Consider the following 25264-nt stretch of genomic DNA (forward strand, 5'->3'; position numbering starts at 1 on the left):
CTTATGGTTGATGCTCAGCTGCCTCCCGTTCTATACCCGGCTGCTTTATATCTTCGTATGCGACCAGAAATTCATCATCATGCCGGGCTTCTGTATGCCGGGGCTCGGCTGTCTCATTGCGGAATTCAATGCTGCGAATCCAGCGGCGGATAATAGCATTCATTTCGTCAGCAGCCTTGGTCGGCAGCTGATGCTTTTCTTTCCCAAAAACGAGAACATCATAGTTGGGCAGGCGGCTCTCCAAGATTTTGCGGTAACGGGTAAATCCCCAATCTTTCTTGCCGTATAACAGCAGCACCGGATTATTTATTTGCTCCAGATGTTCCGTACAATTAAAAGACAGGCTATATTTATAATATTGATGAATGTTTTTCCGGTTGCCCCGCTTGGCATCTCTGAACAGATTCCGAAAGGTTTGACGCTGATCGGCATTGCCCCAAGCAATGCCCAGCATTAAAACCCTCAGTGCGGCCCTCCATCTGGATAGCTGAACAGCAGCCCTGATCCGCGAGCGAAGCACCCAGTCGCTGACCTCAGACATCGCGCTTACCAGTACCGCCCCGTAAAAACGCTCAGGATAAGCGAGCAGCGTCTGCATAACAACGGTCCCTCCTGTTGAGTAGCCGCATATATAAGCTTTCTCCAGACCGAGCCGGTCCATAAGCTGCTTAATATCTTCCGCGATGATTGAATAGGTAATCGGCACGAGGGAACGCCCGCTTTGTCCATGTCCCCGGATATCAAAGGTAATGACCTTGAATTCATCCGATAACTGCACCTGCTGGTACCGGAAGTTGGCTCCTGTCAGCAGTGGCGGATGAACAAAAATTATCGGTATGCCCTCCCCCTTGACTATATAATGAAGCACTGTACCATTTATATTCTCAAGCGGCATTACCCCTCACTCCTTGCAGCTTTTAATTAGTCCAACACTCAGCTTTCCCTGCGTGCAGGAAAAATATAAGGGGGACAGTTTATTGCTGTCCAATAGGAATGACGCTATAGCAGCCGCTTAATTTCTTCTTCCAATTCGCACAAAAAAACGGCCAGGCGGGTGGGCCTGACCGTTTTTTTCAGCGCTTGCTTATTCAGAAGCCGCCGAAGATTGTGAAACATTGTTAATCGAACTACGGTCAAATGTCAGCTTTGTTGCATCATTTACACGCAAAACGACAACATCGTCCGTAATTTCCTGGATTGTGCCATGCAAACCGCCGATTGTGACGACTTTGTCACCCTTCTTAAGCTGGTTCAACATGAAATTGCGAGTTTTTTGTTTCTTTTGCTGCGGACGAATCAACAGGAAGTAAAATACGGCGAACATAAGTACAAATGGCAAAAGCATTCCCCAAATGCTGCCGCCGCCTGCTCCTGCATCAGCTGCTAACCACATGGTATTCCCCCCTCTCTAAAATCCCTTCTCATTATCAAAAAGGCCGTACTGGGCAAAAAACTGGTCGCGAAAATCTAGCAGTCTGTCCTCCGCTATCGCCTGTCGTACGTCCCTCATGAGCTGAAGCAAGAAATGCAGGTTATGGTATGTCGTCAAACGAATACCAAACGTTTCATTTGCTCTCAGCAAATGGCGTATGTAAGCTCTGGAGTAATTTTTGCACGTATAACAGTCACACTGCGGATCAAGCGGACCAAAATCCTCCGCATACTTGGCATTCCGGACAACCAGCCTGCCGCCGCTTGTCATTGTTGTCCCATTGCGGGCAATACGCGTAGGCAGCACACAGTCGAACATATCGATTCCGCGAATCGAACCTTCCAGCAGCGCATCGGGTGAACCGACCCCCATCAGATAGCGCGGCTTGGCAGCCGGCAGCAATGGAACGGTGTAATCCAATACCTCATACATCAAAGGTTTTGGCTCCCCTACACTTAGCCCTCCAATAGCATACCCCGGGAAATCCATGGAAGTCAAATCCGTAGCGCTTTGTTTGCGCAAATCTTCATACATGCCACCCTGAACGATGGCAAACAGCGCCTGGCGGTCAGAATTCCGGTGAGATTGCAGACAACGCTCAGCCCAGCGGGTTGTCCGCTCTAGTGACTGCTTCACATAGCTGTGCTCTGCCGGGTGCGGCGGGCATTCGTCAAAGGCCATCATAATATCGGAGCCAAGCGCATTCTGAATTTCCATGGCTTTCTCAGGCGAGATAAACAGCTTGTCCCCGTTCAGATGGGAACGAAACTCTACGCCTTCCTCCGTGATTTTGCGCATGTTGCTTAAGGAGAACACCTGAAAGCCGCCGCTGTCTGTCAAGATCGGGCGGTCCCAGTTCATAAATTTGTGCAGTCCGCCGGCACGCTCGATCAGCTCATGCCCCGGACGCAAAAACAAATGATACGTGTTTCCCAAAATAATATGCGCGTCCATCGCTTTTAATTCCTCAGGGCTCATCGTTTTTACAGTTGCTTGCGTGCCGACCGGCATGAAAGCCGGTGTCTCGATAACGCCATGAGGAGTATGCAGCCGGCCCAGACGTGCTCCGGACTGCTTGCAGGTTTTTATCAATTCGTATTTAATCGCCACAGTTCACTCTTCCAATCCTGTTAATAGATAAACATTGCATCGCCAAAGCTGAAAAACCGGTATTCCTGCCGGACTGCCTCAGCGTAGGCCTGCATGACATGATCCCGCCCTGCCAGTGCGCTCACCAGCATGACCAGCGTCGACTTCGGGAGATGGAAATTCGTCACCAGCGCGTCGACAAGCTTAAATTCATAACCCGGATAAATAAAAATATCGGTCCATCCGCTGCATGCTGCAAGCTCCCCGTCCCCAAACCGACCGGCTACTGTCTCCAGGGTTCGGGCAGACGTTGTCCCAACGGCTATAATACGGCCGCCGTTTTGTTTGGTTTCACGAATTAGTCTGGCATTGGCATCATCCAACTCAAAATATTCCGAGTGCATGACATGGTCCTCTATCTGATCTGCTGACATAGGACGGAATGTACCCAATCCTACATGCAAAGTGATATAGGCAATCTTAATGCCTTTGTGCTGAAGCTGCTGCAGGAAGTCTTCCGTAAAATGCAAACCGGCTGTCGGAGCCGCCGCTGAACCCTGCTGTTTGGCATAGACGGTCTGATAACGGTCCTTATCCTCCAACCGTTCATGGATATAAGGCGGGAGCGGCATCTCTCCGAGTTGATCCAGCAGTTCTGTGAATATGCCTTCATACTGGAAGGAGACAATTCTCGCTCCCATATCCCCTTCCGCTTCAACAATTGCCTCCAGCAAAGGCGTACCATCTCCGCGGTCGCCAAATGCCATCTTCGCACCTAGTTTTAGCCTTTTGGCCGGCTTCGCCAACGTCTCCCAGCGATTGCCTTCAAGCTGCTTGAGCAGCAGAAGCTCAATCCGTGCACCAGTATCCGGCTTGACGCCCATAAGGCGTGCGGGCAGCACCTTCGTATCATTCAACACCAGTGTATCTCCAGGCTGCAAGTATGCTGCCAGGTCGGTAAACTTCCGGTGCCCGACCTCCCCCGACTCCCTGTTCAGAACCATTAGCCGGGAGGCTGAACGCTCTGCCAGCGGCGTCTGAGCAATCAGTTGCTCCGGCAGCTCAAAATCAAACCAATCTACATTCATCCCCGATGTCATTCCTTAACTATAGTGATATCTTTATAATAGTATTTCAAAATAGATTGATAGTCATACCCTTGTTCCGCCAATCCTTTGGCCCCGTATTGGGACAAGCCCAGCCCGTGGCCGTAACCAGTGCCTGTAAAGCGATAGGCCGTGTCCTTTGTCGCGGTCCGGATCGTTCCCGAGCCGTTCATGACAAAGAAGTTCTCGCTTTCTACTGCTTTTGTCTGACCATCAGCACCTATCACATACAGCTTCTCTGTGCCTGAACGCTCTTTGACAGCGTCGCCGCTGCCCTGAACGGATACTTTGGCCGTCTCATCTACCTCAAAGCGTGTGCTTGGAAGACCACCCAGTGCCGAACGGAACATGTCCGGGTATCGGATGTCTACTGTTTTGCCGTTAACGCTAATTGAGGTTACACGTCCGGATGCCCCTGTTCCTGTCACTTTAAGCGACTGGATCGGACCGCTAACCGGTGTCTGTACCCTGGATTTCAATGATTCCAGCAGCTGAGCGGAGGTAAATGGTCCCCTTACCCAGCTGTTCTCATTCGACTGGACCACCTTCTCCAGCACAATTACATTCGTGCCAAGATCCGCCTTGGCAACAGGATTGACATTGTTTTGAACCAGCGGAATCGGCCTTACGTTCGTACCGCTTTCCTTGACACGCATAACCGGACTTCCCACAGCCGTCTTGTTGCCCGTGTCCTCCAGCAGATCCTCCCGTATGTAACCGACCTTCCCATTTGGGAGCGACACCCGATACCAGGAGAACAGCCCTTTTTCGGATACGTCATCAGGACTTTTCACCGGCTTCAGATAAGCGACTTCATTACCCCAAATCTCTCTGCCGTCCGCCGTCATTCCGCCTGAATTGGAGGAAAACAGCGCCTCAATTACTTTGCCCTGATATTTTACCACTTCACCGGAAGTCGCATCCACCGCCTGAATCGTTGAGGCTGTCTCTCTGCTTGTCCCTTCATACACCTGGCTGAGCGTGCTGTCCACGACATGGGCAATCTGGAAGCCCATCCCCTGAAACCGGACATAGCTTCTGGCGGCAACTGCCTGCGCTTTGAGCGCCTCTGCATGCCAGGATGCCGGCATTTCAGCGCCGACTACAGAATAGAGATAATGATCGACCGGCAAATCATTGATAACTGCAAGCTTGTCATTAAAAGAGCTGAGCTCGAAGCTTCCGCGGTACGTTCGCCCGGAACGCTCATTCAGCTTGATTGTACTGCCTTCAGCCGTATACACCCAAGCCTTCGCATCCCCGGAAATCAGATAAAGGGAGGCTGCTGTGCCTGCTTTTTTGGAAATGGTGTAGTCATCGCGAAGCTGTAAATATGCACCCGCGCTTGCAGCGGACAGCTTGCCAAGCACTGCTTCCGCCTGTGCCCTGACCGGCCCAAGACCAGCCTGGCTTGTCTCTGAGCCGACATGAATATAGTATTGCAGTCCGCCCGCACCCTGCGGCTTCTTCAGAGCTATGTAGGCATCAACCCCTGCGGACCCCGCATCCGCCAGTGAACTTCTGGCTTCAGCCAGCGATGCGTAAGGTCCGGCCTCCAGATGGTACGGGCCCATAATGGAGATTTTGTTCTGTCCGAGCAGCTTGGACAATGCGGCATTGCCACCCCATTTTGCTGCCCCTGCCTTGGCCTGGGCCTCATTGGCATAAGAGCCTTCCGTGACCTGATAGACTGTCTTGCCGGATTTGCTGGTGGAAGTCAGCAATGCCGCATTCGTGCTCTGCTGTGCCACTGTAAGCCAGCTTAATGCGGTCTGAAAATCAGTCGTCTCCCCAAGCTTGACCTTATAGTCATCCAGCGTGAACCGTGCCAGCCGTCCTGCTTCCACCGTCGTCCAGGTCTCTGCCCCCTCCGGATATCTTATGCCTACCGACAGCGGCTGTGAGCCGCTTAGCGTGATTGCAGGCAGGGTTGTCGTGAACTTGCCCGGAAGATTCAGATAGATGCCTACACGAACATTATCCGCAGCTGCCGCAGAGCGGTCCCAGGCAGGCCATATGGACAACATGACTGCAACTGCAACTGCAACGGCCAAAACTGATGTCAACTTGCGCATAAATCAGCATGCCTCCTTCACTATTCACATTCTGCATTCCTGTACAACAGCAGTTACTTTGCCTTCCCTTAGCTTCCGTCTTCCCCCGGCACAGGCAGGCCCAGATGACGGTAAGCCGCAGGAGTAACCACACGTCCCCGTGGAGTACGCTGCAGAAAGCCGATTTGCATCAAATACGGCTCGTATACGTCCTCAATCGTCTGTCCTTCTTCACCAATCGTGGCGGCGATCGTATCCAGGCCAACCGGCCCTCCGCGGAAACTTGTAATCATAGCCTGCAGCATCTTGTGGTCAATTTGATCCAGTCCGCGCGGGTCAACCTGGATGAGCTCCAAAGCAGAGGCGGCAAGCTCATTCGTAATTATTCCGTCCCCCCGCACCTGGGCAAAATCCCTCACCCGCTTGAGCAGCCGGTTCGCGATCCTCGGCGTCCCCCTGGAGCGCAGGGCAATTTCCTCGGCTGCCTCGCCGACCATTTCCACTTCCAAAATATCCGCAGCGCGGGAGACAATATAAGCAAGTTCCGGCACCGTATAAAATTCCAGACGGCTCATAACGCCAAAACGGTCACGCAGCGGCGCTGAGAGCAGTCCTGCCCGGGTGGTCGCGCCAACGAGCGTGAACGGCGGCAGATCCAGCCGCACTGAGCGCGCGCTTGGACCCTTGCCAATCATAATGTCAAGAGCAAAGTCCTCCATAGCCGGATACAGCACTTCCTCTACTGTCCGGTGAAGGCGGTGAATTTCATCAATGAACAGCACATCGCCTTCCTGGAGATTCGTCAGGATTGCCGCCAGATCGCCCGGACGCTCGATAGCAGGTCCAGAGGTCGTGCGCAGGTTAACGCCAAGTTCATTGGCGATAATGTTGGACAATGTTGTCTTGCCAAGTCCCGGCGGTCCATATAGAAGCACATGGTCCAGCGCCTCCTTGCGGAGCTTGGCCGCTTCGATATAGACCTTCAAATTTTCCTTCACACGTGACTGGCCGATATATTCAGCTAAATACCGGGGGCGCAAGCTTAATTCAACCGCCTGATCCTCCATCATCAGATTGGCGGATATAATTCTCTCATCCATCATGCTTTACCTCCCGTCAGCCTTTAAATAACCATTGCAGCGCACGCTTCATCAAGGAATCTACCGACTCCCCGGCCGTCACCGTATCCTTTAGTCCCTGCCATGCCCGGTCAAGCTCTGCAGGCGTATAACCAAGCGCTGAAAGTGCCTCGCGCGCCTCGCTCCATGCGGATGTGCCATCTTGAGCAGCTTCCTCTATTGGCGCGAACAGACCTGTCTCCACAGGCAGTCCGATGGACCCGAGCTTGTCCTTCAGATCAAGAACCATCCGCTGTGCCGTCTTCTTGCCAATGCCGGGCAGCTTCGTCAGGAAGCCCAAATTCTCCTGCTGGATAGCCGCGACAATCGTCTCCGGACGACCGCCTGCAAGTATGCCGAGCGCAACCCGCGGACCGATGCCGGATACATCCAAAAGCTTGCGGAACAGCCTCTGCTCCTCACGTGTCGCAAATCCGAACAGATGAATCGCATCCTCGCGCACATGATGATGGGTATAGACCGTTACCGGCTCATCGCTGCGCTGAAAAAAATAAGGGCTTGGCGTAAACACGCGGTAGCCGATATCATGCACATCTAAAACAATATATTCCGTCTCCCAATGGACGACGGTCCCTCGAATAAAATCGATCATTTGCCCAGCACCCCGTTAATTTTATTCACCAGTACAGCAGAGTGCGCATGGCAGATTGCAATTGCAAGCGCATCGGCAACATCATCGGGCTTGGGAACAGCCGACAGCTTAAGGAACATCTTCACCATCTCCTGAACCTGCCGCTTTTCCGCTTTTCCATAACCAACAACCGCCTGCTTCACCTGCAGCGGTGTATATTCCGCCACCGGAATGCCCCGCTGGGCAGCCGCCAATATAATGACGCCGCGTGCCTGACCAACAGCAAAAGCCGTCGTCACATTGCGGTTAAAAAACAGCTTCTCCACCGCCATGGCGTCCGGCTTGTATTTGTCCAGCAGCGCGCAGGCTGAATCGTACACCTGTAAAATCCTTGTCTCCGGAGGGGTATGGGCTTCCGTCTGAATGGCCCCGTACTGTACAGGCACCAGCTTGTTCCCTACCTTGTCGACAAATCCGAATCCGGCAATTGCTATGCCCGGATCAATTCCTAGTACACGCAATACGTCCTCTCCTATCATACACTGCACTATGTATACAAAGCTATCTATCATTATATCAAATGTTCGTACGAATGAGAACAAGCGTCATTCCTAAATTGGACTCCAGGAGTGCTGCAAGCCTTGTATAAACCTTATTTTTTCAGCTTGAGGCCAGAAAAGCTTTGCGGATTTTCAATAGAGTAATGTCTATGTCTGCTTACACAGCACCAGACGCAAAAAAATCGGACAGTGCTGCTGTAAGCCGCACTGTCCGAGTGGGGATTAATAACTCCTCTTCATGGCCCCTTTACTGGCTGGCTCCCTGACCGCAAATTCACTGTAGGCAGAAAGCATACTGTTGTATTCGTCGAGATCATTAATTTTAATCCCGTCAGCCAGCGCCTGAACCTGAACCTTTGGCAGACTGCTTTCCATATAGCTCATATCGAGCTGGAAAAAGGTGCGCATGACCTTTTCTTTGACAGGAGGACCGTCATACAGTGACAGATTCCCGTCCTTGTCCAGACTCATAAAAGCATTTTCCTTGCAGGCTTCCGACAAGTCCTGAATCTGCTCAACCATGACAACCTGGGCCTGGCCGTTCAAATGTGCTGTCCATGCCGTATGCTTCTCAAGCAGTTCTATAACCGAGCGGGCATTCATCCTTCCAAGACGGCTGGATTCCTCCCCGCATACATATTCCTTCTTAAGCAGTACCTCCAGCTCCTCATTCTGATTTTGGAGCACTTCAATGAGGCTGGGGGCGGAAGCAGGCTGCTTCACCTGGAACGAAGCGAAGGAAGCCTGCGGTGCTGCCAGCAGCGGCACAAGTAAAACAAGTCCCCCGCCTAAAGTCCACAATGGCTTTCTGCCTTTTCGCAGCCGTTTCTTAAGCTTTTTCCACAAGCTGAATTCCATCATACAGATGTCCCCTTATGTTTTTGCTTGTAGCATTACCCGGGGAACTGGAGATTATGCGCAGAACTGGTATCCATCGTATTTCATCATCTTAAAGCACAGCGATTCCCCCACACTCGCCTGTCAGTGCGGGGGGCTATTCAGGCCTGCTAAGGCACCTGCTATTTGTTGATCCAGGGCTGATTTCTGCGTGAACGCGAAGACTCCCTGGAAGAACTGGAGGATGTGGCAGCGCTGCGTACGGTCACCTTTTTCTGCGGTTTGTTGCTTTTACGCTTGGTAGAGACGGCGGCCTTCACGTTACTTGTTGAACCCTGCTCCTCCACCCGCTTGTCGCCACATCCGCAATTGCAAGGCTTCTTGTGGGCAGCAGGTGACTCCTTTACGGGATATGCAGGATAGGGACTCAAATTGGCTCCTGCATGGTAATCCGGTCCGGGATAATTCCATCCTTCCGCAGGACTGATCGCTGTCTCAAATCCAGGAAACCCGGCATTGCTATGAAGCACAGGCATGGATGGATAGCCATAACCGCCGGTCTGATAGGAAGATTGGCCTGCTCCCGCCCCGCCTGTTTGCGGCGGATACGGATAGCCTTCATAAGGAGAAAACGAATAGCCTCCATCATGGAACGGACTTACCGGAAATGGCGGATAACTTCCCCAGATATCTGAAGGTGATGTATTCGGCCATTCTTGTTGATAAGGTGACTGTGATGACAGGAAGGATGATGAGTATGCCTCCTGACCGTAATAGACCGGTGCGATGTTGGCAGGAGAAATGTTAGGCGGAAGATTTGGCGTTACGCCGGGCGGCGAGGCATTCGGAGACGAATTGGGCGATATACTGGATGGCGAGACGTTCGGCGTTACGCTTGTTGGTGAAACGTTTGGTGGCCAACACGGCGTTACATTTGCTGGTGAGACATTCGGCGCCCAATTTGGCGTTACATTTACTGGTGAGACATTCGGCGCCCAATTTGGCGTTACATTTACTGGTGAAACGTTCGGCGCCCAATTCGGCGTTACATTTGCCGGCGAGACATTTGGCGCCCAATTCGGCGTTACATTTGCCGGCGAGACATTTGGCGCCCAATTCGGCGTTACGTTTGACGGCACAGCATACGACGACGGTTTTGGCGATATGCTTGAAGGCGAGACGTTCGGTGCAGGGTTGGGCGCCTTGTTTGCCGGCGAGACGTTTGGCTTTACATTGGGAGAAATATTGGCAGGCCCGATGTTTACATGGACAGAGTGCTGCTGCACTGTATAGCCATGATGAGATTCAACAGGAGATATGAATTGCGGCGTTTTCGGCAGCGGATACGGGGTCAGTGCTTCAACAGCCGGAATGTTCTTTTTCTTGAATAAATCATGGTTTGGCGCTTCCTCGATATGGATATGGGTTTCCTTTTTCATTTCTTCTTTCTCTTCCTTCTTTTCAACTTCTGCGCTCTGCACCTTCTCCGGCAAAGGTGTTGGCACCGGGACAGGCGCAGTCTCGGCCTTAGCTGCCGGGGCTGGAATATTCTGAACCACCGTAGGCAGAGGTTTCGGTGCTGTCTCTTCCTTTTTCGGCTTCACAATTTGTTCTGTAGATACTTTTCCGGCAGGCGAGTTGGGATGCTTCTCCTGTCCTTGTACCAGCTCAGGCCAGTCTTTTCCTCCGGTACTTTCCTTCGGAATGTTAACCGTTTCGCCAACGAGCAGGGCATTCGGATTTTTGAGCTGTGGATTGGCCTTGATCATATCGTTCAAGGAGACTCCCCACGCTTTGGACAGCTTCCAGAGTGTATCCCCCTGCTTGACGATGTGCTGATGCATAATCTCCATCTGATGAGGGGGGTGCACAGGCGCAGATGCGGCAGATGGAATTTTCACCTTCATTCCGACATCAATTTCATTGGGGTTCGCAATCCCCGGGTTCAGCTTAATGATTTCATCCAGCGGGACCCCGTATTTTTGGGAGATCGTATACAGGGATTCACCTTGCTTGACTACGTGGATTTTCACTCGGCATTAACCTCCTATCACGTTCTAGGCTTTGCAGGACATGAATCGACACCTGCTGACCATTAATCATTACATCCTATGCAGCAAGTAGGCCAATGTCCACTAAACAGCGAAAAAAAATCCCGCAGACTTGGTCTGCGGGACTGGACAAATGTCCTGGTTTAGTCGATTTTTACACCGTCTACTTCTACAATTTTACGAAATTCCGACAACAGATGCGTCGTAACCGGCCCTGCCTTTCCTGCTCCGATCGTACGCCCGTCCACCTCTCGTACAGCAATAACCTCTGCTGCTGTCCCTGTGAAGAATACCTCGTCCGCAATGTAAACATCATGCAGTGTGAACGGTTCCTCCTTGAGCGTATAGCCCAGTTGGGCACACAGCTCAATAATGGCTCCGCGGGTAATGCCCTCCAGCGCGCCTACATAGCAAGGCGGCGTGTAAACAACACCCTTTTTGATAATAAATATATTGTCGCTTGAACCTTCCGCCACATAGCCCTGGGCATTCAGCATGATTGCCTCGCCGACTCCAGCCAGATTCGCCTGAATTTTCACCAGGATATTGTTCAAATAATTAAGCGATTTAATCTTCGGATTAAGCGCGTCAGGGATATTTCGGCGCTGGGATACCGATACCGATACGAGCCCTTCCCGGTAAGCTTCTTCCGAATAGATCGCTAATTGCTCTACAATAATGATTACCCATGCTCTTGGACAACGCTTTGGATCGAGTCCGAGATTACCCGGCCCTCTGGATACGATCAGCCTTATGTACCCGTCACGCAGCCCGTTTTTACGAATGGTTTCGACCAGCGCCGCTTCCATCTCGCTCTGGGCTAGCGGAATGTCCAGCATAATGGATTTCGCTGAATCATACAGCCTGTCCAAATGCTCCTTGCATTTAAATATGTTCCCGTTATAAATGCGAATGCCCTCAAAAATGCCGTCACCGTACAAAAAACCATGATCATAGACTGAAATTGTTGCCTTCTCCTTGGTAACAAATTCTCCATTCAGGTAAATATACTGTTCAGCCATTTTCTCCTTGCACCTCCGTTATTTATAGGAAAAGCTGGGATAAGAGCCAAGCACGCGGATTTGACAACCAATTGCTTCAATTTCGCTAATAGCGGACTGCAGAAGCACGGATTCAATCGGCATTTCAATATCAATTGTAAAATAGTAATTGCCAAGCCGCTTCTTCGTTGGTCTGGACTCAATTTTGGACAGGTTAATACGGCGCCAGGCAAAGGCTGACAGCACTTGGTGCAGCGCACCCGGATAATCCTCCGGCAAATGAATGACAACGCTTGTCTTTCTGACGTCAGAGGTGCGAGCCTCAAAAGGCTTGCTTCCTACAAGCAAAAATCTTGTGTAGTTATTGCTGTGGTCCGTTACGCCCTGACACAGCACATCAAGCCCATGCACTCTGGCTCCTGACTGGGTGCCAATAGCTGCCCAGCCTGCGTCCGGATTCTCCTTGACAAGCCGGACAGCCTCAACTGTGCTGCTGATCTGCTCAAGCTCGGCATGAGGCAGATGATTGCGCAGGTACTGTGTGCACTGGGCTAAAGCTACCGGATGGCTGAGAACCTTTACGATCCGTTCACTGGCTAGCGTGCCGTCCGGATTCACCAGCTCATTGCGGTGGCCAATCAGATTTTGAATGGACGGGTATACCCACTCCGCCTGGATCGGCAGATCAACCTCATTCACAAGCCAATCCAGATGAAGGCTTACCGAACCTTCTATCGTATTCTCAATCGGGATTATACTATAATCGGTTTTCTCTCCGGCAGTGGACAAAAATACGTCCGCAATCGGCTTGTAATGATTCCACTTCACCTCAGAGTCCCCAAACAAATAGTGTGCCGCTTCGTCCGAGACGCTGCCTTCCGGTAATAAAGCTACGCTTATCATGCTCTTACTTCTCCTTTTATTAACTCCATGAGGGAAATCTCTCCGGCCGGGCTGTCCAGCCATTGCAATTCAGGTCCGGACAGGCACGGTTTCAGCCAGATTGTATTGGCCTTAACACCCTCCTTGTCCATCGTGTCCAATAGAAAGCGTTCCAATTCATCCTTGCGCGAGCTGTCCGCCTCAATCAGCGCCAGCAACGTCGGTCCTGCTCCACTCAGTGCAGTCGAAACTGCCCCGTGATTTACGGCATCACGCAGAATTTCCGCCATGCCCGGAATAAGCGCTGCCCGGTATGGCTCATGAATCCGATCTTTCATCGCATAACGGATCAAGTCAATTCTGCCGGAAGCCAGTGCAGCCACGAGCAGGGAGCTGTGGCTTATATTATAGACCGCATCCTGCTTGCTGTACTGCTGCGGCAGCGCATGGCGCGCCTTCTCGGTCGCCAAATGAAACTCCGGGATTGCAACGAGCATATCAAGTCCAGCAGGTGGCTCCAGACGGATATGATCGACCCGTTCCCCATCCCAAGCAGCTACGATAATGCCTCCAAACAGTGAGGCGCCCACATTATCCGGATGGCCCTCCAAACGGGTTGCAATCGTGAACAGCTGCTGTTCAGTTAGCGGTGAGCCGGCCAGCGCATTTGCGGCGACCAAAGCACCTACAATTGCCGATGCGCTGCTGCCAAGGCCGCGGGTCAGCGGAATATCGCTGTACATGGCAATGCAAAGCTCCTGTTCCGGCAGCCCGGCCTCCTTGAATACAAGCTGTGCCACTTTATAAAGCAAATTCGATTTGTCGCGCGGGATGCTCTCCATCCCGCTTCCAAACAATTCAATTTGTGTTTTGTCCTGGGCGATGGACATATCAATCCATGCATACAGAGAGAGTGCCATTCCCAGCGTATCAAAGCCTGGGCCCAAATTCGCCGTGCTGGCCGGAATTTTAACGATGATCCGACGGTTATCCATATGTCGTGCTCCTTCCACAGACTTCATCCATGCCAAGCGCTGCCCGGCTTATCCTTCTACGCGGTATACGCTTTTCACTTTGCGAATGACATCAAGGGATTCAAATGCTTTGAGCACCTTATTCATCGCTGCTTTATTCGCGTCATGAGTAATCACAATAATTTCTGCTTCCGGATTGTTAGGGTTCGGCTGTTGGAGAACAGACTCCAGACTAACGTCGAATTCAGCGAACACTTGTGTAATGCGTGCGAGTACACCTGCGCGGTCATCAACATGAAGCAGCAGAAAATATTTGCTCGAAATTTGTGCGTCGGTCTTCAGCTTCTTCTCCTTATACGCTGCAACCGCACGTTGGCCGTTAATACCCAGACGAAGGTTTTTCACTACAGCGACAAGATCCGCTACAATAGAAGTGGCTGTTGGCAGTTCGCCCGCTCCCGGACCATAGAACATTGTTTCTCCGACGGCTTCGCCATATACATACACCGCATTAAATACGCCGTTGACGGATGCAATTGGATGGGTATTTTTCACCATTGTCGGCTCTACAGTTACACTAATATAATCATCCTGGCTGTCGGCTATGCCGAGCAGCTTCAGCTCATAGCCCAGGCGCTTCGCATATGCGATATCCTCGCTGCTGACCGCAGATATGCCTCTTGTGCTGACATCTTGCAGCGCGACATCCGTACGAAAACCAAGTGTGGCAAGAATCGTCATCTTGCGTGCAGCATCCAGACCTTCTACATCAGAAGTCGGATCAGCCTCTGCATAGCCGAGCTGCTGTGCTTCTTTTAGCACATCGCTGTAAGAAGCGCCCTCTTGGCTCATTTTCGTCAAAATATAGTTGGTTGTGCCGTTCACAATTCCCATTATTTTCGTAATTCGGTCGGAAGAGAAGCCTTCAATTAAAGTCCGAATGATTGGAATACCGCCTGCTACGCTCGCCTCATACATGACGTCACAGCGGTTCTCTTCCGCCTTGGCGAGAAGTTCCGGACCGTGCAGTGCCATCAGGTCCTTATTGGCCGTTACAACATGCTTGCCGCGGGACAAGGCTTCCAGAATATACTCCTTTGTATTCCCGATGCCGCCCATAACCTCAACGACAACATCAATTTCAGGATTGGACACGATATCGTAAGGATCTTCCGTCAGCTTGGACGCGTCGATTTGGATCGAACGAGCCTTGCTCTTGTTCTGCACCAGAATCTTCTCAATGACAATCGGGGAGCCTGTCTGGCTTTTCAGATCGTCCTGATGCCCTTCCACAATACGCACCACGCCTGTTCCTACTGTTCCAAGTCCCAACAGACCTACTTTTACCGGTTTCATTAACTCTCCTCCAACCTACTTAATCTATCCTTGCCCGACTACTGACGCCCGGCTCACGCCATCCTGTGCGCGAATCGATTGCAGCAGTTCGGTAAGTGATGTATTCATTAATGCCGTATCCACAGAAATAACAACATTCGCAAGCCCTTGCAGCGGAATGCTCTGATGGATGGTTAGCACATTCCCCTCAAAACCTGCTACAAGACCAAGCACTTTGGACAATACACCAGACCTGTGCTGCAAATCCATGGAAATCGTGACGATTCTCTCTCTGTCCAGTTGATCAAAGGTTGAAATGGCATCCTTGTATTTGTAGAAGGCACTTCGGCTAAGGCCAACACGCTCCACAGCCTCATTCACTGTCGCCGCTTCCCCCCGGCGCAGCATCTCCTTCACTTGTATCGTTTTGACAATGCCCTCGGGTAAAATATCCTCACGAACGACATAATAACGGTCCGTCATCAAATCGTCCTCCTGTAAAAGACAAATGTATAACTATAGTGGACATTATATCGCAAACCGACAAACCCTGCAATAGGCTGTTTGGCATTCCGGCTCTGTGTCGGCATTGTCCCCGGCATGCGGGCGCATCACTTATCTCTAGAGCCGCAAACTGCTGCAACAGCGACAAAAAGGCACCCTCCGGTAATGTTCCGGGCGGATGCCTTCGCTGCTTCATCGTGGTTGAAGCCTCATATTATAAAACGGTCAGATGCCAGCCTTATTCAAAAATGTAGTCGCTGCCTTCAAAGAACTCAAACGCAAAGTCGCCGATCCGCACCAAGTCGCCATCCTTCGCACCAGCCTTGCGCAGTTCATTATCGACACCCATCTTCCGCATAATGCGTGCGAAGCGCATAACTTCATCATAGGAATTCAGGTTGTGACGCTGCATGAACTTCTCAATATTCTCGCTCTCAACGACGTATACGCCTTCTTCAACACGGATGGTAAAGTCGTTCTCTTCCTTCTTCTTGTTATATTTGAATACTTTCCGTTCTTCCGTCTCCTTCACTTCCTCGACGAGCAGCGTCTCCGGAATAGCATCAAGCATATCTGCCGCCTTGTACAGCAGTTCCTGAATGCCTTGCTTAGTCAAAGACGAAATGGGCACAATTTCATATTCCTTATCCCCGTGATGCTCTTTAAGCTGCTGCTTGAACATTTCCAGGAATTCTTCCGCATCCGGCATGTCCATTTTGTTGGCGGCAATGATTTGCGGCCGCTCTGCAAGCTTCTCATTGTATTGCACCAGCTCTTCATTAATCTTGACCCAGTCTTCATAAGGGTCCCTGCCCTCAGAAGCTGCCATATCGACGACATGGATAATGACACGTGTCCGCTCTACATGCCGCAAGAATTCATGTCCAAGGCCAACGCCTTCATGCGCCCCTTCGATAAGTCCAGGCAAATCAGCCATGACAAAGCTGCGCATATCTCCAACATCTACCACCCCAAGGTTCGGGGTCAGCGTCGTAAAATGGTAAGCTCCGATTTTTGGCCGTGCAGCCGAAACGACAGACAGCAGGGTCGATTTTCCAACACTCGGGAAGCCAACCAGACCAACGTCCGCCATTACTTTCAGCTCCAGCGTAATCCAGCGTTCTTCGCCCCCTTCCCCGTTTTCCGAGATGTAAGGCGCCGGATTGCTCGGCGTTGCAAAACGCATATTGCCGCGTCCGCCGCGTCCGCCCTTAGCGACCACTACTTCCTGTCCCTGGCGCGTCAAATCCGCGATGATTTCCTTGGTATCGTCATCCACGACAATGGTACCTGGAGGAATCCGGACAATCATATCGTCCGCTCCCGCACCATGCATCCCTTTTACCTTGCCCTTTTCCCCGCGAGGGGCTTTAAAATGCTTCTGATAACGAAAATCCATCAGTGTGCGAAGTCCCTCATCCACCCGGAATATGACATTGCCCCCGCGGCCTCCATCACCGCCGGCCGGCCCGCCTTCCGGAACATATAGCTCTCTGCGGAAGGAGATGAGTCCATCTCCTCCGTCTCCGCCCTTTACGAAAATCTTGGCTTTATCTACAAACATGTTGTTCCTCCATTCGAGTCCAAAAAAGCTTATCCCTTCGAAAATTCTATCATGCATTTCACATTCTTCATAGTCATGTCGTTATCTGTACGCCGTAGAGCACTATCCGCGATCAGCTTATTGATCTGCTCCGCCGTATCCGGAGACATTACGGCCTCTCCGTCAAAGGTGAAATCGACTTCCAATGCCTGAACATCTTTTCTTATCGTCACATGCAAATCCGCTATATCGGTCTTAGCCGTCTCTGCTGCTTGACGGTACAACTCAATGATTCCAATCAGCACCCGGGATAACTGCTTCCTGTCTACAGGAAGCTGAGCAAGATTTACATCACCTTCCACACTCACCTGGGCATGAAATGCAGAGGTAATCGTACGGAGAGACTGAATATAAAATACAAGCGACGGCTCACCCAGCTTGGAGTTGGCGCTCTCCATCCCCATCCGGTCCCTGATCTTCTCGACGAAATGCGTTACCTTTTCAGGCTTATTCATCCGTATGTAACCGTATAAGACCTGTAGATCATTCATCCAGTCATGACGGTGGTGATTTAAGATTTGGATGGATGCCTCCTGCAATTGGCGGGTGATGCTCTCTAATTGATTCGCTTGCTCTCTAATTGATTCGCTTGCTCTCTTCTGTCCAGCTTAATGATCCAACAAGCTGCAGCGGCGACCCAGGCGACAAATACCAGCAGCGTCCAAAAACGTCCCCCCCATACCCATATCGTAACCGCAGGAATGATGACTGATACTGCGGCTGTCATTTTCAACGGTTGTATGCAAATCATCTCCCTTCTGAATGTTGTCTGTTCCCAACCTTTTACAGTATAGCACGGCTTTAAGCAAAGTTCATCTGAAAGCTTGGTTCTTGTCTGCCATTAAAAGACGCCAAAAAAATAACCCCGGCCCTTGACAGGGCCGGGGGAAGTTTAAGCTATTACACTTCAACAGCAGCGGCTACTGCTGCGGTTGGAACCGGATATACGCTCACTTTCTTGCGATCACGACCCCAACGCTCAAACTTGACTACGCCTTCGATTTTAGCATACAAAGTGTCATCTTTACCGATGCCTACATTGTTGCCTGGGTGAATCTTAGTACCGCGTTGACGGAAAAGAATGCTTCCTGCAGTTACAGTCTGACCGTCTGCACGTTTAGCTCCAAGACGCTTGGAATGGCTGTCGCGTCCGTTCTTTGTAGAACCTACCCCTTTTTTCGATGCGAAAAGTTGAAGATTAAGTTGCAACATGGGTATCCCTCCTTTTCTACAGTAGTTGTTCTCGGATGGCCACATAGCGGCCATAGGATTGCTGTATGCTGTCCAGCATAACGACCATCGATTCGAGCAAGAGCTGCACCTTGGCATCCTTGTCAGCGTCCGCTTCCTCAGGTACCTCAGAGCTCAGCCATCCGTTCTTCATGGAAGCCGGAAGCTGAACGCCTGTAAGCACTTCGACCGAGTTGACAGCTCCTACCGATACGGCGGATACACCAGCACATACAATGTCTTTGCCGCGGTCTGCAAATTTAGCATGTCCCTCAATGGAAAAACGCATAATTCGGCGGTCCGGGCTTCGTCTTACAATAAAAACCGATATCATAAGAATACCTCTTAAGCTTGGATCTTGCCAATCGTTACTTTAGTGTAAGGTTGACGATGACCTTGCTTGCGACGGTAGTTCTTTTTCGCTTTGTATTTGTAAACGATGATCTTTTGTCCTCTACCGTGTTTTTCAATAGTAGCGGATACGCTCGCGCCAGCAACCACAGGCGTTCCAGTCACAAGACCTTCACCTTTGGATACTGCCAATACACGATCAAACGTTACACTGTCGCCTTCGTTCAGTTCGAGTTTCTCGATGTAAAGAACATCGCCCTCTTGAACTTTGTACTGCTTGCCGCCAGTTTCAATAATTGCGTACATAGTTGGTGCACCTCCTCATGTCCAAGACTCGCCTAATAACAGGTGGCCGCAGATTGCTCTGCCGCACTTCAACCTGATCGGAGCGGTTACAGCACATGTATAGCTAAAAACACTAGACACATACCAGAAGATTTTATCACAGGAGCTTCTACTTTTCAAGTGCCCGGCTAAAATCCCCGGAACAGCTTCCCTCTGCCCTGACAGGTTCCGCATATTTCATAGAGCCGGCTCTCAACGTTCTCTTTTTCCTTCTTGCGGGTCATCTCCAGCAGGCCAAGCCTCGTCCAGCCGACAACATGGCAGGTAGTCCGGTCTTTTGCGGTAAGCTGTTCCAGCTCACGCTTCACCTGCTCGCGATGCTCCTCCCGTTCCATATCGATAAAATCAATAATAATGATGCCACCTGCATCCCGAAGACGCAGCAGCCGGGCAATTTCCACCGCAGCCTCCAGATTCGTCTGGAATACCGTGTCCTCCAAATCCAGATGCCCGGTATACTTCCCGGTGTTCACATCAATGACAGTCAGCGCTTCAGTCTGCTCCCATACGAGATCGCCGCCGCTAGGAAGGCGAATACGTTTGCCGAATGCGGTTTCCAGCTGCTCTTGCACCCCGAAGCGGCCGAACAGGTCGGTACCGTCATTTTTATACATCAGGATGCGTTCTTTAAGCTGAGGTGCCATCAGGCTGGCATGGCGAACCGCCTCATTAAAGTGCTGGTGGTGGCTAATCCAGATTTCATCCAGCTCTGCATTGAGCAAATCCCTTACCATCCGCTGCACAAATCCGGCCTCAGCGTGCAGCTCGGCCGGAATCGGAACATCGTGCGCTTCTTTATTAATTTGCTCCCATTTGGACCGGAGCTGAAGCAAATCATCCTGAAGTTCCTGCTCACTCGCCTCGGAAGCAACCGTGCGCAGTATAACGCCCTCTTCCTCGGTCTTGAGCCTTCCTGCCAAGTGCTTCAGCCGCTCGCGCTCCTGCTCTGAGCCAATCTTCTTGGAGACCCCGATATAGCCTGCAAGCGGCATGTATACGAGATAGCGCCCAGGCAGGGAATAATGGGTTGTTACCCTGGCTCCTTTGCCGCCCAGCGCCTCTTTGCTCACCTGAACAAGCACAGACTGTCCGGGCTTGACCAGGCTGGCAATTGGCGGTTTCTCTTTGGGCTGCTGCTCCAGATGGGGCGGAAGCAGGTCATCTACATAAAGGAATGCATTCTTGCCTTGTCCAATATCGACAAAAGCAGCCTGCATACCCGGGAGCACGTTCACAACACGGCCCTTATAGATATTGCCTACGAGATGTCTTCCTGTTGTTTCTTCCATGTAAAATTCAGTTAACCGGCCGTTTTCCAAAACAGCCGTCTGAGTCAACTGCTCCTGGCGACGAATCAGCATTTGCTTCATTGGCTACGAATCACCCGCTTTTTTTGGTAAGCTATCTCCATTTTACCTAAAAAGCTCAGTGACTGCACTTCCCGGTTTTCCATGCGTCAAAAAGTTGTTCACGACCTGCTCCTCAGGCAGCACAGTTACCACCGTCCCCTTCATGCCCAGGACATAGATCAGATGATATTTTTCCTTGACCAGCCGCCGCAACGTACCTTGAATTGTATGATGAACGGAGACAATTATCGGCTGGGCCAATCCCTCCCGTCTCCTGTACTTGTCAGCCCAGCCCTCCCTGTGCATCAAAAACCGGACAAAAATAAACGGAATGTTGCGGTAGTAGCTCCAGTTGGAAGCGAACAGAAAGATGCCGATCGCCAGCAGATTCATCTGAATCCCCGGTACACCTTCACGGGGAAGCAGCGAATAAATAATCATGGATGCACTGGCAAACAAGGAAATTCGGGCCCCCCACACCAGCGTAATATGATAAGGAAGCCGGCAGCTCATCAACGCCTGAACGATTTTCCCTCCATCCAGCGGCAGCACGGGAAGCAGATTGAACAGGCCGATCATCAGATTAGCCTGAACCAGATGGGAAGCCCACTCCGGTGAGATCACTCCAAGCTCCCCCAAAGCCCAAGCTGTGAGACCCATCCAAAGGTTTTGCAGCGGGCCGGCAAGCGCAACAATGATTTCCTCCCTGGCAGGCATAGAACCGGCTTCCTCCGTCTCCGCAACACCGCCGAACGGAAGCAGCTTGACCTCCCGGATTCTCCAGCCAAAGCCTCTGGCTGCAAGCACGTGGCCCAGTTCGTGAACAAATACGAGCGCAAACAAGGTCAGAAGCTCCAAAAAATATCCCGTAATAACCGAGGCCATCATAATAAGCACGAACAAGGGATGAACCGACCAGCGAATCCCCAGCAGCTTATTCAAATGCAATCACTTCCGCAGGATCAACATAATGGTCATCTTCCTTCACAGCAAAAAACAGCAGACCCGGGCTTTGTCCGGTACCCGGCTTTACACTGCCAATCGTGTCCCCCGCCTCTACCCAATCATTCTGGGCAACTGAAATTCCCCCAAGCTGCCCGTAGATTGTTACCCGCTTGCCGCTATGCTGGATAACCACCGTACGGTCAGGTCCGTTGCCGGAAACAAGCAGCACCCTGCCTGTTTGGACGGCGTGCACGGATCCCTCTTTTGAAGATGCAATTTCGACGCCGTTTAACAACTCCGCAAAGCTGCGGACAATAATGCCGTCTTCCACAGGCATGACCGTACTCTCTTTAATTTGTCCGCTCGCTTTTTGCGCCTGCGGATGATGCTCTCCAAAAATGGGGATAAAAGCCGGAGAACCGCTGAATGTATTTTCATACCACACGGCAACGGCATCAAAGTTCATATCCTGCGTAAGGGCATCCCGCACGAGACGCTGTCCCTCAATCGCCCACGGCCTGTCCATATGAAACATGCCCCACACCCCGGCAAATGCCATTATGCTGAGTACCAGCTTCACGAACAACTCCTTGCGAAAAACCGAAAAATCAGGACCCGTGTATTCAGGAGGTCTGCCGCCCGGTGCCGAAGGTGCTCCCTGCAGCCGGGGCATTTCTTCCCAGTCCCTCCAGTTCCCCCCCTTATGCTTCCACATATGCTCGGGATCGAGAGAACCTCCGCTCTTGGCATTAGGCGGCAAGTTAGCCTCCTCCCTGGTTTCCCGGGCAGCCTCCTTTTTACCTGCAATGCTGCTCCCGGCTGTGTGAACGGCTGGCACAGTTGAATTTATTTCCGGCTCACCGTTTGTTCCCTTCCAGCGTCCGCTATCCAGATGTATCGCTCTTGCAGCTTTGTTCCCCGCCATTCCAGTCTGCTCCTGGATTTTCCGCATCCGTTCCTGGCGCCGCTGCCTGATTGCATCTTTAATTTCCATCTTCCAGCCCCCCAACCTCCAGCTTAAGAATATGTCCCTGACCGAAACCATTTGTACACTCATTTATATGAGGCCGGGGGCTTGTTTATGAGAGTTAGCTGATGGATGACAAATATGAATTCACAAACTTTTATATAAAAAAAGCGCTGCTCTCAACTTGCAGGGCAGCACTTTCTCCAAAGACTATTCCATCTCGTATTTTTCCTGATGCGCTTTTATGCTGAACACGATCCCGACACACATCATGTTAAGAATGAGCGAGGTTCCTCCGTAGCTGATAAACGGCAGTGTAATACCGGTAATCGGCATCAGTCCGATCATCATCCCGATATTCTGAAAGATCTGAAAAACGTACATCGACACGATCCCGATAATAATATAGGAGCCGCGCCGGTCATAGCACTGAAAGGCGATTATAATCATCCTGTATATCAGCAGGAAATACAGCAGCAGCAGCACCGCTGCCCCCTGGAATCCGAACTCTTCCCCGATGACAACAAAAATAGAATCTGAATACGGGTAAGGGATCATTCCACGGGTTTTGGACTGGCCCTTCATATAACCGTCACCTGTCAGCCCGCCAGATCCGATGGCGATTCTCGACTTGTCCGATTGATACTTGGCTGCATCACTGGCTGTCTCGGGATTAATAAATGTATTGATCCGCTCATACCAGTGAATTTTTTTCTGCTCGGCCAAATAGTCTTTAATCTCTGTATTAAATGTGTTAAACAAGCTGACAAACAATACAAGAGAAGCAACCACAACTGAGAGTCCGATAAAGACGTGCACATACTTGACATTTCCGATCCACAACATACCGAGCACAATAAACACATAGATGATGGCGTTCCCCAAATCCGGCTGAATCATAACAAGCAGAAAGGGTACAAACGTAATCAGGGCAATCGGCAACAGATCGCTCAGAAATGTAAGGCGGTCTCCCTGTCTTTTACCCATGAATACAGCCAGCACAATAATAAGGAGCGCCTTCATAAACTCGGCAGGCTGGAACAATAATCCTCCAGGAAGTTTGAACCACCCTTTGGCTCCGTTAATCTCCGTACCGAAGAAGTAAACGCCGATAAGCAGCAGGATGCCAAGAATATAAAGATAAATCCAGCCTTTCATCAGCAGACGGTAATCAATAAATACTGAACAGATAATAACAAGAAACCCGAGAGCGAAAAACAGCAGCGTCTTGAAATCGTAGTTTTCGTACCGCTCTCCAAAACCGACAGTCGCACTGCGGACAACGAAGAAGCTAATAATCATAAGCAGGATCAAGATGATTATTATGCCCCAGTCGAGCTTTTTCAGTTTGTTTAGCAAGAGCCGATCATCCTATTCCTAAAAACTTCCTGAAGCGTTTGAATACTCCGCTTTTATCCTCAAGCGACATTAGCGGGACCATATCCCCCAGAATCCGTCTCGCAATATTGCGGTAAGCGATTGCCGCCTTGGAGGAAGGGTCAATTACTGTAGGCTCACCTGTATTGGCAGCTTTAATGACTCTTTCATCATCCGGGACAATGCCAACCAAATCAATGGCCAAAACCTGGCAAATTTCATCTATATCCAGCATATCGCCGCTTTTAACCATCGTTTGACGAATACGGTTAATGATCAGCTTGGCCGAAATTTGCGACTGCTCCAGCAAGCCAATGACACGGTCGGCATCACGGACAGCAGCATTCTCAGGCGTTGTCACGACAATCGCGCGGTCAGCTCCGGCAATGGCATTGCGGAAGCCTTGTTCAATACCTGCGGGACAGTCAATAATGATGAAGTCAAAATCTTTTTTGAGCTCCATAATGATGTCCTTGACCTGCTCCGGTGTTACGGCGTGCTTGTCTTTCGTTTGCGCTGCAGGCAGCATATACAGCTCATCAAAACGTTTATCCTTCACAAGCGCCTGATTGAGCCTGCATCTGCCTTCAGCAACGTCAATCAGATCGTATATAATCCGGTTCTCCAGCCCCATCACCACATCCAGGTTTCGCAGGCCAATGTCCGTATCCACCATACATACTTTTTTGCCCAGCAGAGCTAGCGCCGTTCCCACATTGGCAGAGGTCGTCGTCTTTCCTACCCCGCCTTTCCCTGATGTAATTACTATCGCGTCTCCCATGCCCTACACTCCTTTAAACACGATCGGATCTTTGCGTAAACGGTATAATTGCGTAATTTTATCGATCTGCATCTGGCCTTCCTTCAAAAAGGCAAATTCCATTGCAGCATCGCCTGTTATCCATTCGTCGGGAGGTCGGCTTATGACCTCTGCAATTCTAAGCTGTGTCGGCTTCAGCAGCGATGCCGCAATGACAACATCCTGCCTGCCGTTCACTCCTCCGTGCGCCATTCCCCGCAACGCTCCAAGCACATAAATATCACCTGTACAATATAAAGCTCCGCCCGGATTCACATCTCCCATAAGCAGCAAATTTCCGTCATGCTCAAAGGTTTGGCCGGAGCGGATAATACCCGATATGATTTTTAATTCGGCGCTCTCTTTTTTCTGTGCCGTCTCCGGCACTGCCGACTCTATCGATTGAACAAGCAAATTGCCACGCTGGCGAATCATTGTTCGGATCTGTTCCTTCTGTTCATCTGTCGCCAGGCGTTTGCCGAGCTTGACATGGATATGAATGAGCGGACCGGTCAATACTTGCAGGTGGGTTTTCTCCAGCTTGTTCTGAAGCTCATCAAGCAATACTGAAAACTCGCATTGATCGTCAAACAGGAAGAGCAGCCCCTCCTTGACCCCTTTAATTGTAATATGCTGCTTCTCCGTCACGAACTTCCCACCTCCACCTTAAACAATTCTTTCCGCAGCCTGTGGAATCCTGCTTTTGCCTGTTGCAAATCCAAGAATTCCTGCTTTTGCTTCTATGGATCTATGAAGTCCGATT

Annotated in this window: 27 protein-coding genes; all 27 read right to left on the bottom strand. The window is 50.9% G+C overall.

Features of this window, described 5'->3' with window-relative positions; all coding sequences use genetic code 11:
* Position 1: 1 nt before the first annotated feature.
* Entirely contained in the window at positions 2 to 895 is an 894-nt protein-coding gene (locus H583_RS0118855; protein WP_028561831.1) for an alpha/beta fold hydrolase, read from the bottom strand.
* A gap of 189 nt (positions 896 to 1084) precedes the next feature.
* On the bottom strand, positions 1085 to 1393 hold the full coding sequence (yajC, locus tag H583_RS0118860; RefSeq protein ID WP_028561832.1) for a preprotein translocase subunit YajC: 309 nt from the start codon (positions 1391 to 1393) through the stop codon (positions 1085 to 1087).
* A gap of 15 nt (positions 1394 to 1408) precedes the next feature.
* A complete protein-coding gene (gene tgt / locus H583_RS0118865) occupies positions 1409 to 2542 on the bottom strand; it encodes a tRNA guanosine(34) transglycosylase Tgt (RefSeq protein WP_028561833.1) in 1134 nt (377 codons plus the stop codon).
* A gap of 20 nt (positions 2543 to 2562) precedes the next feature.
* The gene (gene queA, locus H583_RS0118870; protein ID WP_028561834.1) at positions 2563 to 3609 is read right to left on the bottom strand and encodes a tRNA preQ1(34) S-adenosylmethionine ribosyltransferase-isomerase QueA; all 1047 of its coding nucleotides are present in this window, start codon (positions 3607 to 3609) and stop codon (positions 2563 to 2565) included.
* An 8-nt stretch (positions 3610 to 3617) separates the two neighbouring features.
* Positions 3618 to 5702: a SpoIID/LytB domain-containing protein gene (locus H583_RS0118875; protein WP_028561835.1), complete on the bottom strand. Its 2085-nt coding sequence runs from the start codon at positions 5700 to 5702 to the stop codon at positions 3618 to 3620.
* Between the two features lie 68 nt (positions 5703 to 5770).
* Positions 5771 to 6781 (bottom strand): Holliday junction branch migration DNA helicase RuvB, encoded by a 1011-nt coding sequence (gene ruvB, locus H583_RS0118880; protein WP_028561836.1) that lies wholly within the window; start codon positions 6779 to 6781, stop codon positions 5771 to 5773.
* A 16-nt stretch (positions 6782 to 6797) separates the two neighbouring features.
* Positions 6798 to 7412, bottom strand: coding sequence for a Holliday junction branch migration protein RuvA (ruvA, locus tag H583_RS0118885; protein WP_028561837.1), 615 nt, complete (start codon positions 7410 to 7412; stop codon positions 6798 to 6800).
* Positions 7409 to 7912, bottom strand: coding sequence for a crossover junction endodeoxyribonuclease RuvC (ruvC, locus tag H583_RS0118890; protein ID WP_028561838.1), 504 nt, complete (start codon positions 7910 to 7912; stop codon positions 7409 to 7411). The genes ruvA and ruvC overlap by 4 nt, the downstream gene beginning before the upstream one ends.
* 261 nt (positions 7913 to 8173) lie before the next feature.
* On the bottom strand, positions 8174 to 8812 hold the full coding sequence (locus H583_RS0118895) for a BofC C-terminal domain-containing protein (RefSeq protein ID WP_028561839.1): 639 nt from the start codon (positions 8810 to 8812) through the stop codon (positions 8174 to 8176).
* 158 nt (positions 8813 to 8970) lie between these two features.
* Complete coding sequence (locus H583_RS36680) at positions 8971 to 10821, bottom strand: LysM peptidoglycan-binding domain-containing protein (RefSeq protein ID WP_028561840.1); 1851 nt, start codon at positions 10819 to 10821, stop codon at positions 8971 to 8973.
* 161 nt (positions 10822 to 10982) lie between these two features.
* Positions 10983 to 11861: a branched-chain-amino-acid transaminase gene (gene ilvE / locus H583_RS0118905; protein WP_028561841.1), complete on the bottom strand. Its 879-nt coding sequence runs from the start codon at positions 11859 to 11861 to the stop codon at positions 10983 to 10985.
* 18 nt (positions 11862 to 11879) lie between these two features.
* Entirely contained in the window at positions 11880 to 12743 is an 864-nt protein-coding gene (pheA, locus tag H583_RS0118910; RefSeq protein WP_028561842.1) for a prephenate dehydratase, read from the bottom strand.
* Positions 12740 to 13717, bottom strand: a complete 978-nt coding sequence (thrB, locus tag H583_RS0118915) for a homoserine kinase (protein WP_028561843.1) — start codon at positions 13715 to 13717, stop codon at positions 12740 to 12742. Before thrB ends, pheA begins: the two co-directional genes overlap by 4 nt.
* A gap of 48 nt (positions 13718 to 13765) precedes the next feature.
* Complete coding sequence (locus tag H583_RS0118920) at positions 13766 to 15052, bottom strand: homoserine dehydrogenase (RefSeq protein ID WP_028561844.1); 1287 nt, start codon at positions 15050 to 15052, stop codon at positions 13766 to 13768.
* A gap of 24 nt (positions 15053 to 15076) precedes the next feature.
* On the bottom strand, positions 15077 to 15514 hold the full coding sequence (locus H583_RS0118925) for an ACT domain-containing protein (RefSeq protein ID WP_028561845.1): 438 nt from the start codon (positions 15512 to 15514) through the stop codon (positions 15077 to 15079).
* A gap of 259 nt (positions 15515 to 15773) precedes the next feature.
* A complete protein-coding gene (obgE, locus tag H583_RS0118930; RefSeq protein WP_028561846.1) occupies positions 15774 to 17099 on the bottom strand; it encodes a GTPase ObgE in 1326 nt (441 codons plus the stop codon).
* Positions 17100 to 17128: 29 nt separating this feature from the next.
* A complete protein-coding gene (locus H583_RS35435; protein WP_081667342.1) occupies positions 17129 to 17677 on the bottom strand; it encodes a Spo0B domain-containing protein in 549 nt (182 codons plus the stop codon).
* Positions 17678 to 17694: 17 nt separating this feature from the next.
* Entirely contained in the window at positions 17695 to 17889 is a 195-nt protein-coding gene (locus H583_RS36685; protein ID WP_154665919.1) for a hypothetical protein, read from the bottom strand.
* A 149-nt stretch (positions 17890 to 18038) separates the two neighbouring features.
* The gene (gene rpmA, locus H583_RS0118940) at positions 18039 to 18350 is read right to left on the bottom strand and encodes a 50S ribosomal protein L27 (protein ID WP_028561847.1); all 312 of its coding nucleotides are present in this window, start codon (positions 18348 to 18350) and stop codon (positions 18039 to 18041) included.
* Positions 18351 to 18366: 16 nt separating this feature from the next.
* Positions 18367 to 18702, bottom strand: a complete 336-nt coding sequence (locus H583_RS0118945; RefSeq protein WP_028561848.1) for a ribosomal-processing cysteine protease Prp — start codon at positions 18700 to 18702, stop codon at positions 18367 to 18369.
* A gap of 11 nt (positions 18703 to 18713) precedes the next feature.
* The gene (gene rplU, locus H583_RS0118950; RefSeq protein ID WP_028561849.1) at positions 18714 to 19025 is read right to left on the bottom strand and encodes a 50S ribosomal protein L21; all 312 of its coding nucleotides are present in this window, start codon (positions 19023 to 19025) and stop codon (positions 18714 to 18716) included.
* A gap of 167 nt (positions 19026 to 19192) precedes the next feature.
* Positions 19193 to 20434 carry an Rne/Rng family ribonuclease gene (locus tag H583_RS0118955; RefSeq protein WP_028561850.1) on the bottom strand — a complete coding sequence of 414 codons (1242 nt, stop codon included), beginning with the start codon at positions 20432 to 20434 and terminating at the stop codon, positions 19193 to 19195.
* A gap of 42 nt (positions 20435 to 20476) precedes the next feature.
* A complete protein-coding gene (locus tag H583_RS0118960; RefSeq protein WP_028561851.1) occupies positions 20477 to 21355 on the bottom strand; it encodes a M50 family metallopeptidase in 879 nt (292 codons plus the stop codon).
* A complete protein-coding gene (locus H583_RS35440; RefSeq protein WP_051236638.1) occupies positions 21348 to 22352 on the bottom strand; it encodes a M23 family metallopeptidase in 1005 nt (334 codons plus the stop codon). Before H583_RS35440 ends, H583_RS0118960 begins: the two co-directional genes overlap by 8 nt.
* Positions 22353 to 22535: 183 nt before the next feature.
* Positions 22536 to 23684, bottom strand: a complete 1149-nt coding sequence (locus H583_RS0118970) for an FtsW/RodA/SpoVE family cell cycle protein (RefSeq protein WP_028561852.1) — start codon at positions 23682 to 23684, stop codon at positions 22536 to 22538.
* A gap of 7 nt (positions 23685 to 23691) precedes the next feature.
* Positions 23692 to 24483 carry a septum site-determining protein MinD gene (minD, locus tag H583_RS0118975; RefSeq protein WP_028561853.1) on the bottom strand — a complete coding sequence of 264 codons (792 nt, stop codon included), beginning with the start codon at positions 24481 to 24483 and terminating at the stop codon, positions 23692 to 23694.
* Between the two features lie 3 nt (positions 24484 to 24486).
* Positions 24487 to 25149 (bottom strand): septum site-determining protein MinC, encoded by a 663-nt coding sequence (locus H583_RS0118980; RefSeq protein ID WP_028561854.1) that lies wholly within the window; start codon positions 25147 to 25149, stop codon positions 24487 to 24489.
* Positions 25150 to 25264 lie beyond the last annotated feature (115 nt).

Source organism: Paenibacillus pinihumi DSM 23905 = JCM 16419 (assembly GCF_000422505.1).
Taxonomy (GTDB): Bacteria; Bacillota; Bacilli; order Paenibacillales; family Paenibacillaceae; genus Paenibacillus_D; species Paenibacillus_D pinihumi.

Bases quoted from the DNA above. Each gene is read 5' to 3' on its own strand.
- H583_RS0118855 (WP_028561831.1), bottom strand. From the start codon at position 895: ATGCCGCTTGAGAATATAAATGGTACAGTGCTTCATTATATAGTCAAG.
- yajC (WP_028561832.1), bottom strand. From the start codon at position 1,393: ATGTGGTTAGCAGCTGATGCAGGAGCAGGCGGCGGCAGCATTTGGGGA.
- queA (WP_028561834.1), bottom strand. From the start codon at position 3,609: ATGAATGTAGATTGGTTTGATTTTGAGCTGCCGGAGCAACTGATTGCT.
- H583_RS0118875 (WP_028561835.1), bottom strand. From the start codon at position 5,702: ATGCGCAAGTTGACATCAGTTTTGGCCGTTGCAGTTGCAGTTGCAGTC.
- ruvB (WP_028561836.1), bottom strand. From the start codon at position 6,781: ATGGATGAGAGAATTATATCCGCCAATCTGATGATGGAGGATCAGGCG.
- ruvA (WP_028561837.1), bottom strand. From the start codon at position 7,412: ATGATCGATTTTATTCGAGGGACCGTCGTCCATTGGGAGACGGAATAT.
- H583_RS0118895 (WP_028561839.1), bottom strand. From the start codon at position 8,812: ATGATGGAATTCAGCTTGTGGAAAAAGCTTAAGAAACGGCTGCGAAAA.
- ilvE (WP_028561841.1), bottom strand. From the start codon at position 11,861: ATGGCTGAACAGTATATTTACCTGAATGGAGAATTTGTTACCAAGGAG.
- pheA (WP_028561842.1), bottom strand. From the start codon at position 12,743: ATGATAAGCGTAGCTTTATTACCGGAAGGCAGCGTCTCGGACGAAGCG.
- thrB (WP_028561843.1), bottom strand. From the start codon at position 13,717: ATGGATAACCGTCGGATCATCGTTAAAATTCCGGCCAGCACGGCGAAT.
- H583_RS0118920 (WP_028561844.1), bottom strand. From the start codon at position 15,052: ATGAAACCGGTAAAAGTAGGTCTGTTGGGACTTGGAACAGTAGGAACA.
- H583_RS0118925 (WP_028561845.1), bottom strand. From the start codon at position 15,514: ATGACGGACCGTTATTATGTCGTTCGTGAGGATATTTTACCCGAGGGC.
- obgE (WP_028561846.1), bottom strand. From the start codon at position 17,099: ATGTTTGTAGATAAAGCCAAGATTTTCGTAAAGGGCGGAGACGGAGGA.
- H583_RS36685 (WP_154665919.1), bottom strand. From the start codon at position 17,889: ATGATTTGCATACAACCGTTGAAAATGACAGCCGCAGTATCAGTCATC.
- rpmA (WP_028561847.1), bottom strand. From the start codon at position 18,350: ATGTTGCAACTTAATCTTCAACTTTTCGCATCGAAAAAAGGGGTAGGT.
- H583_RS0118945 (WP_028561848.1), bottom strand. From the start codon at position 18,702: ATGATATCGGTTTTTATTGTAAGACGAAGCCCGGACCGCCGAATTATG.
- rplU (WP_028561849.1), bottom strand. From the start codon at position 19,025: ATGTACGCAATTATTGAAACTGGCGGCAAGCAGTACAAAGTTCAAGAG.
- H583_RS0118955 (WP_028561850.1), bottom strand. From the start codon at position 20,434: ATGAAGCAAATGCTGATTCGTCGCCAGGAGCAGTTGACTCAGACGGCT.
- H583_RS35440 (WP_051236638.1), bottom strand. From the start codon at position 22,352: ATGGAAATTAAAGATGCAATCAGGCAGCGGCGCCAGGAACGGATGCGG.
- minD (WP_028561853.1), bottom strand. From the start codon at position 24,483: ATGGGAGACGCGATAGTAATTACATCAGGGAAAGGCGGGGTAGGAAAG.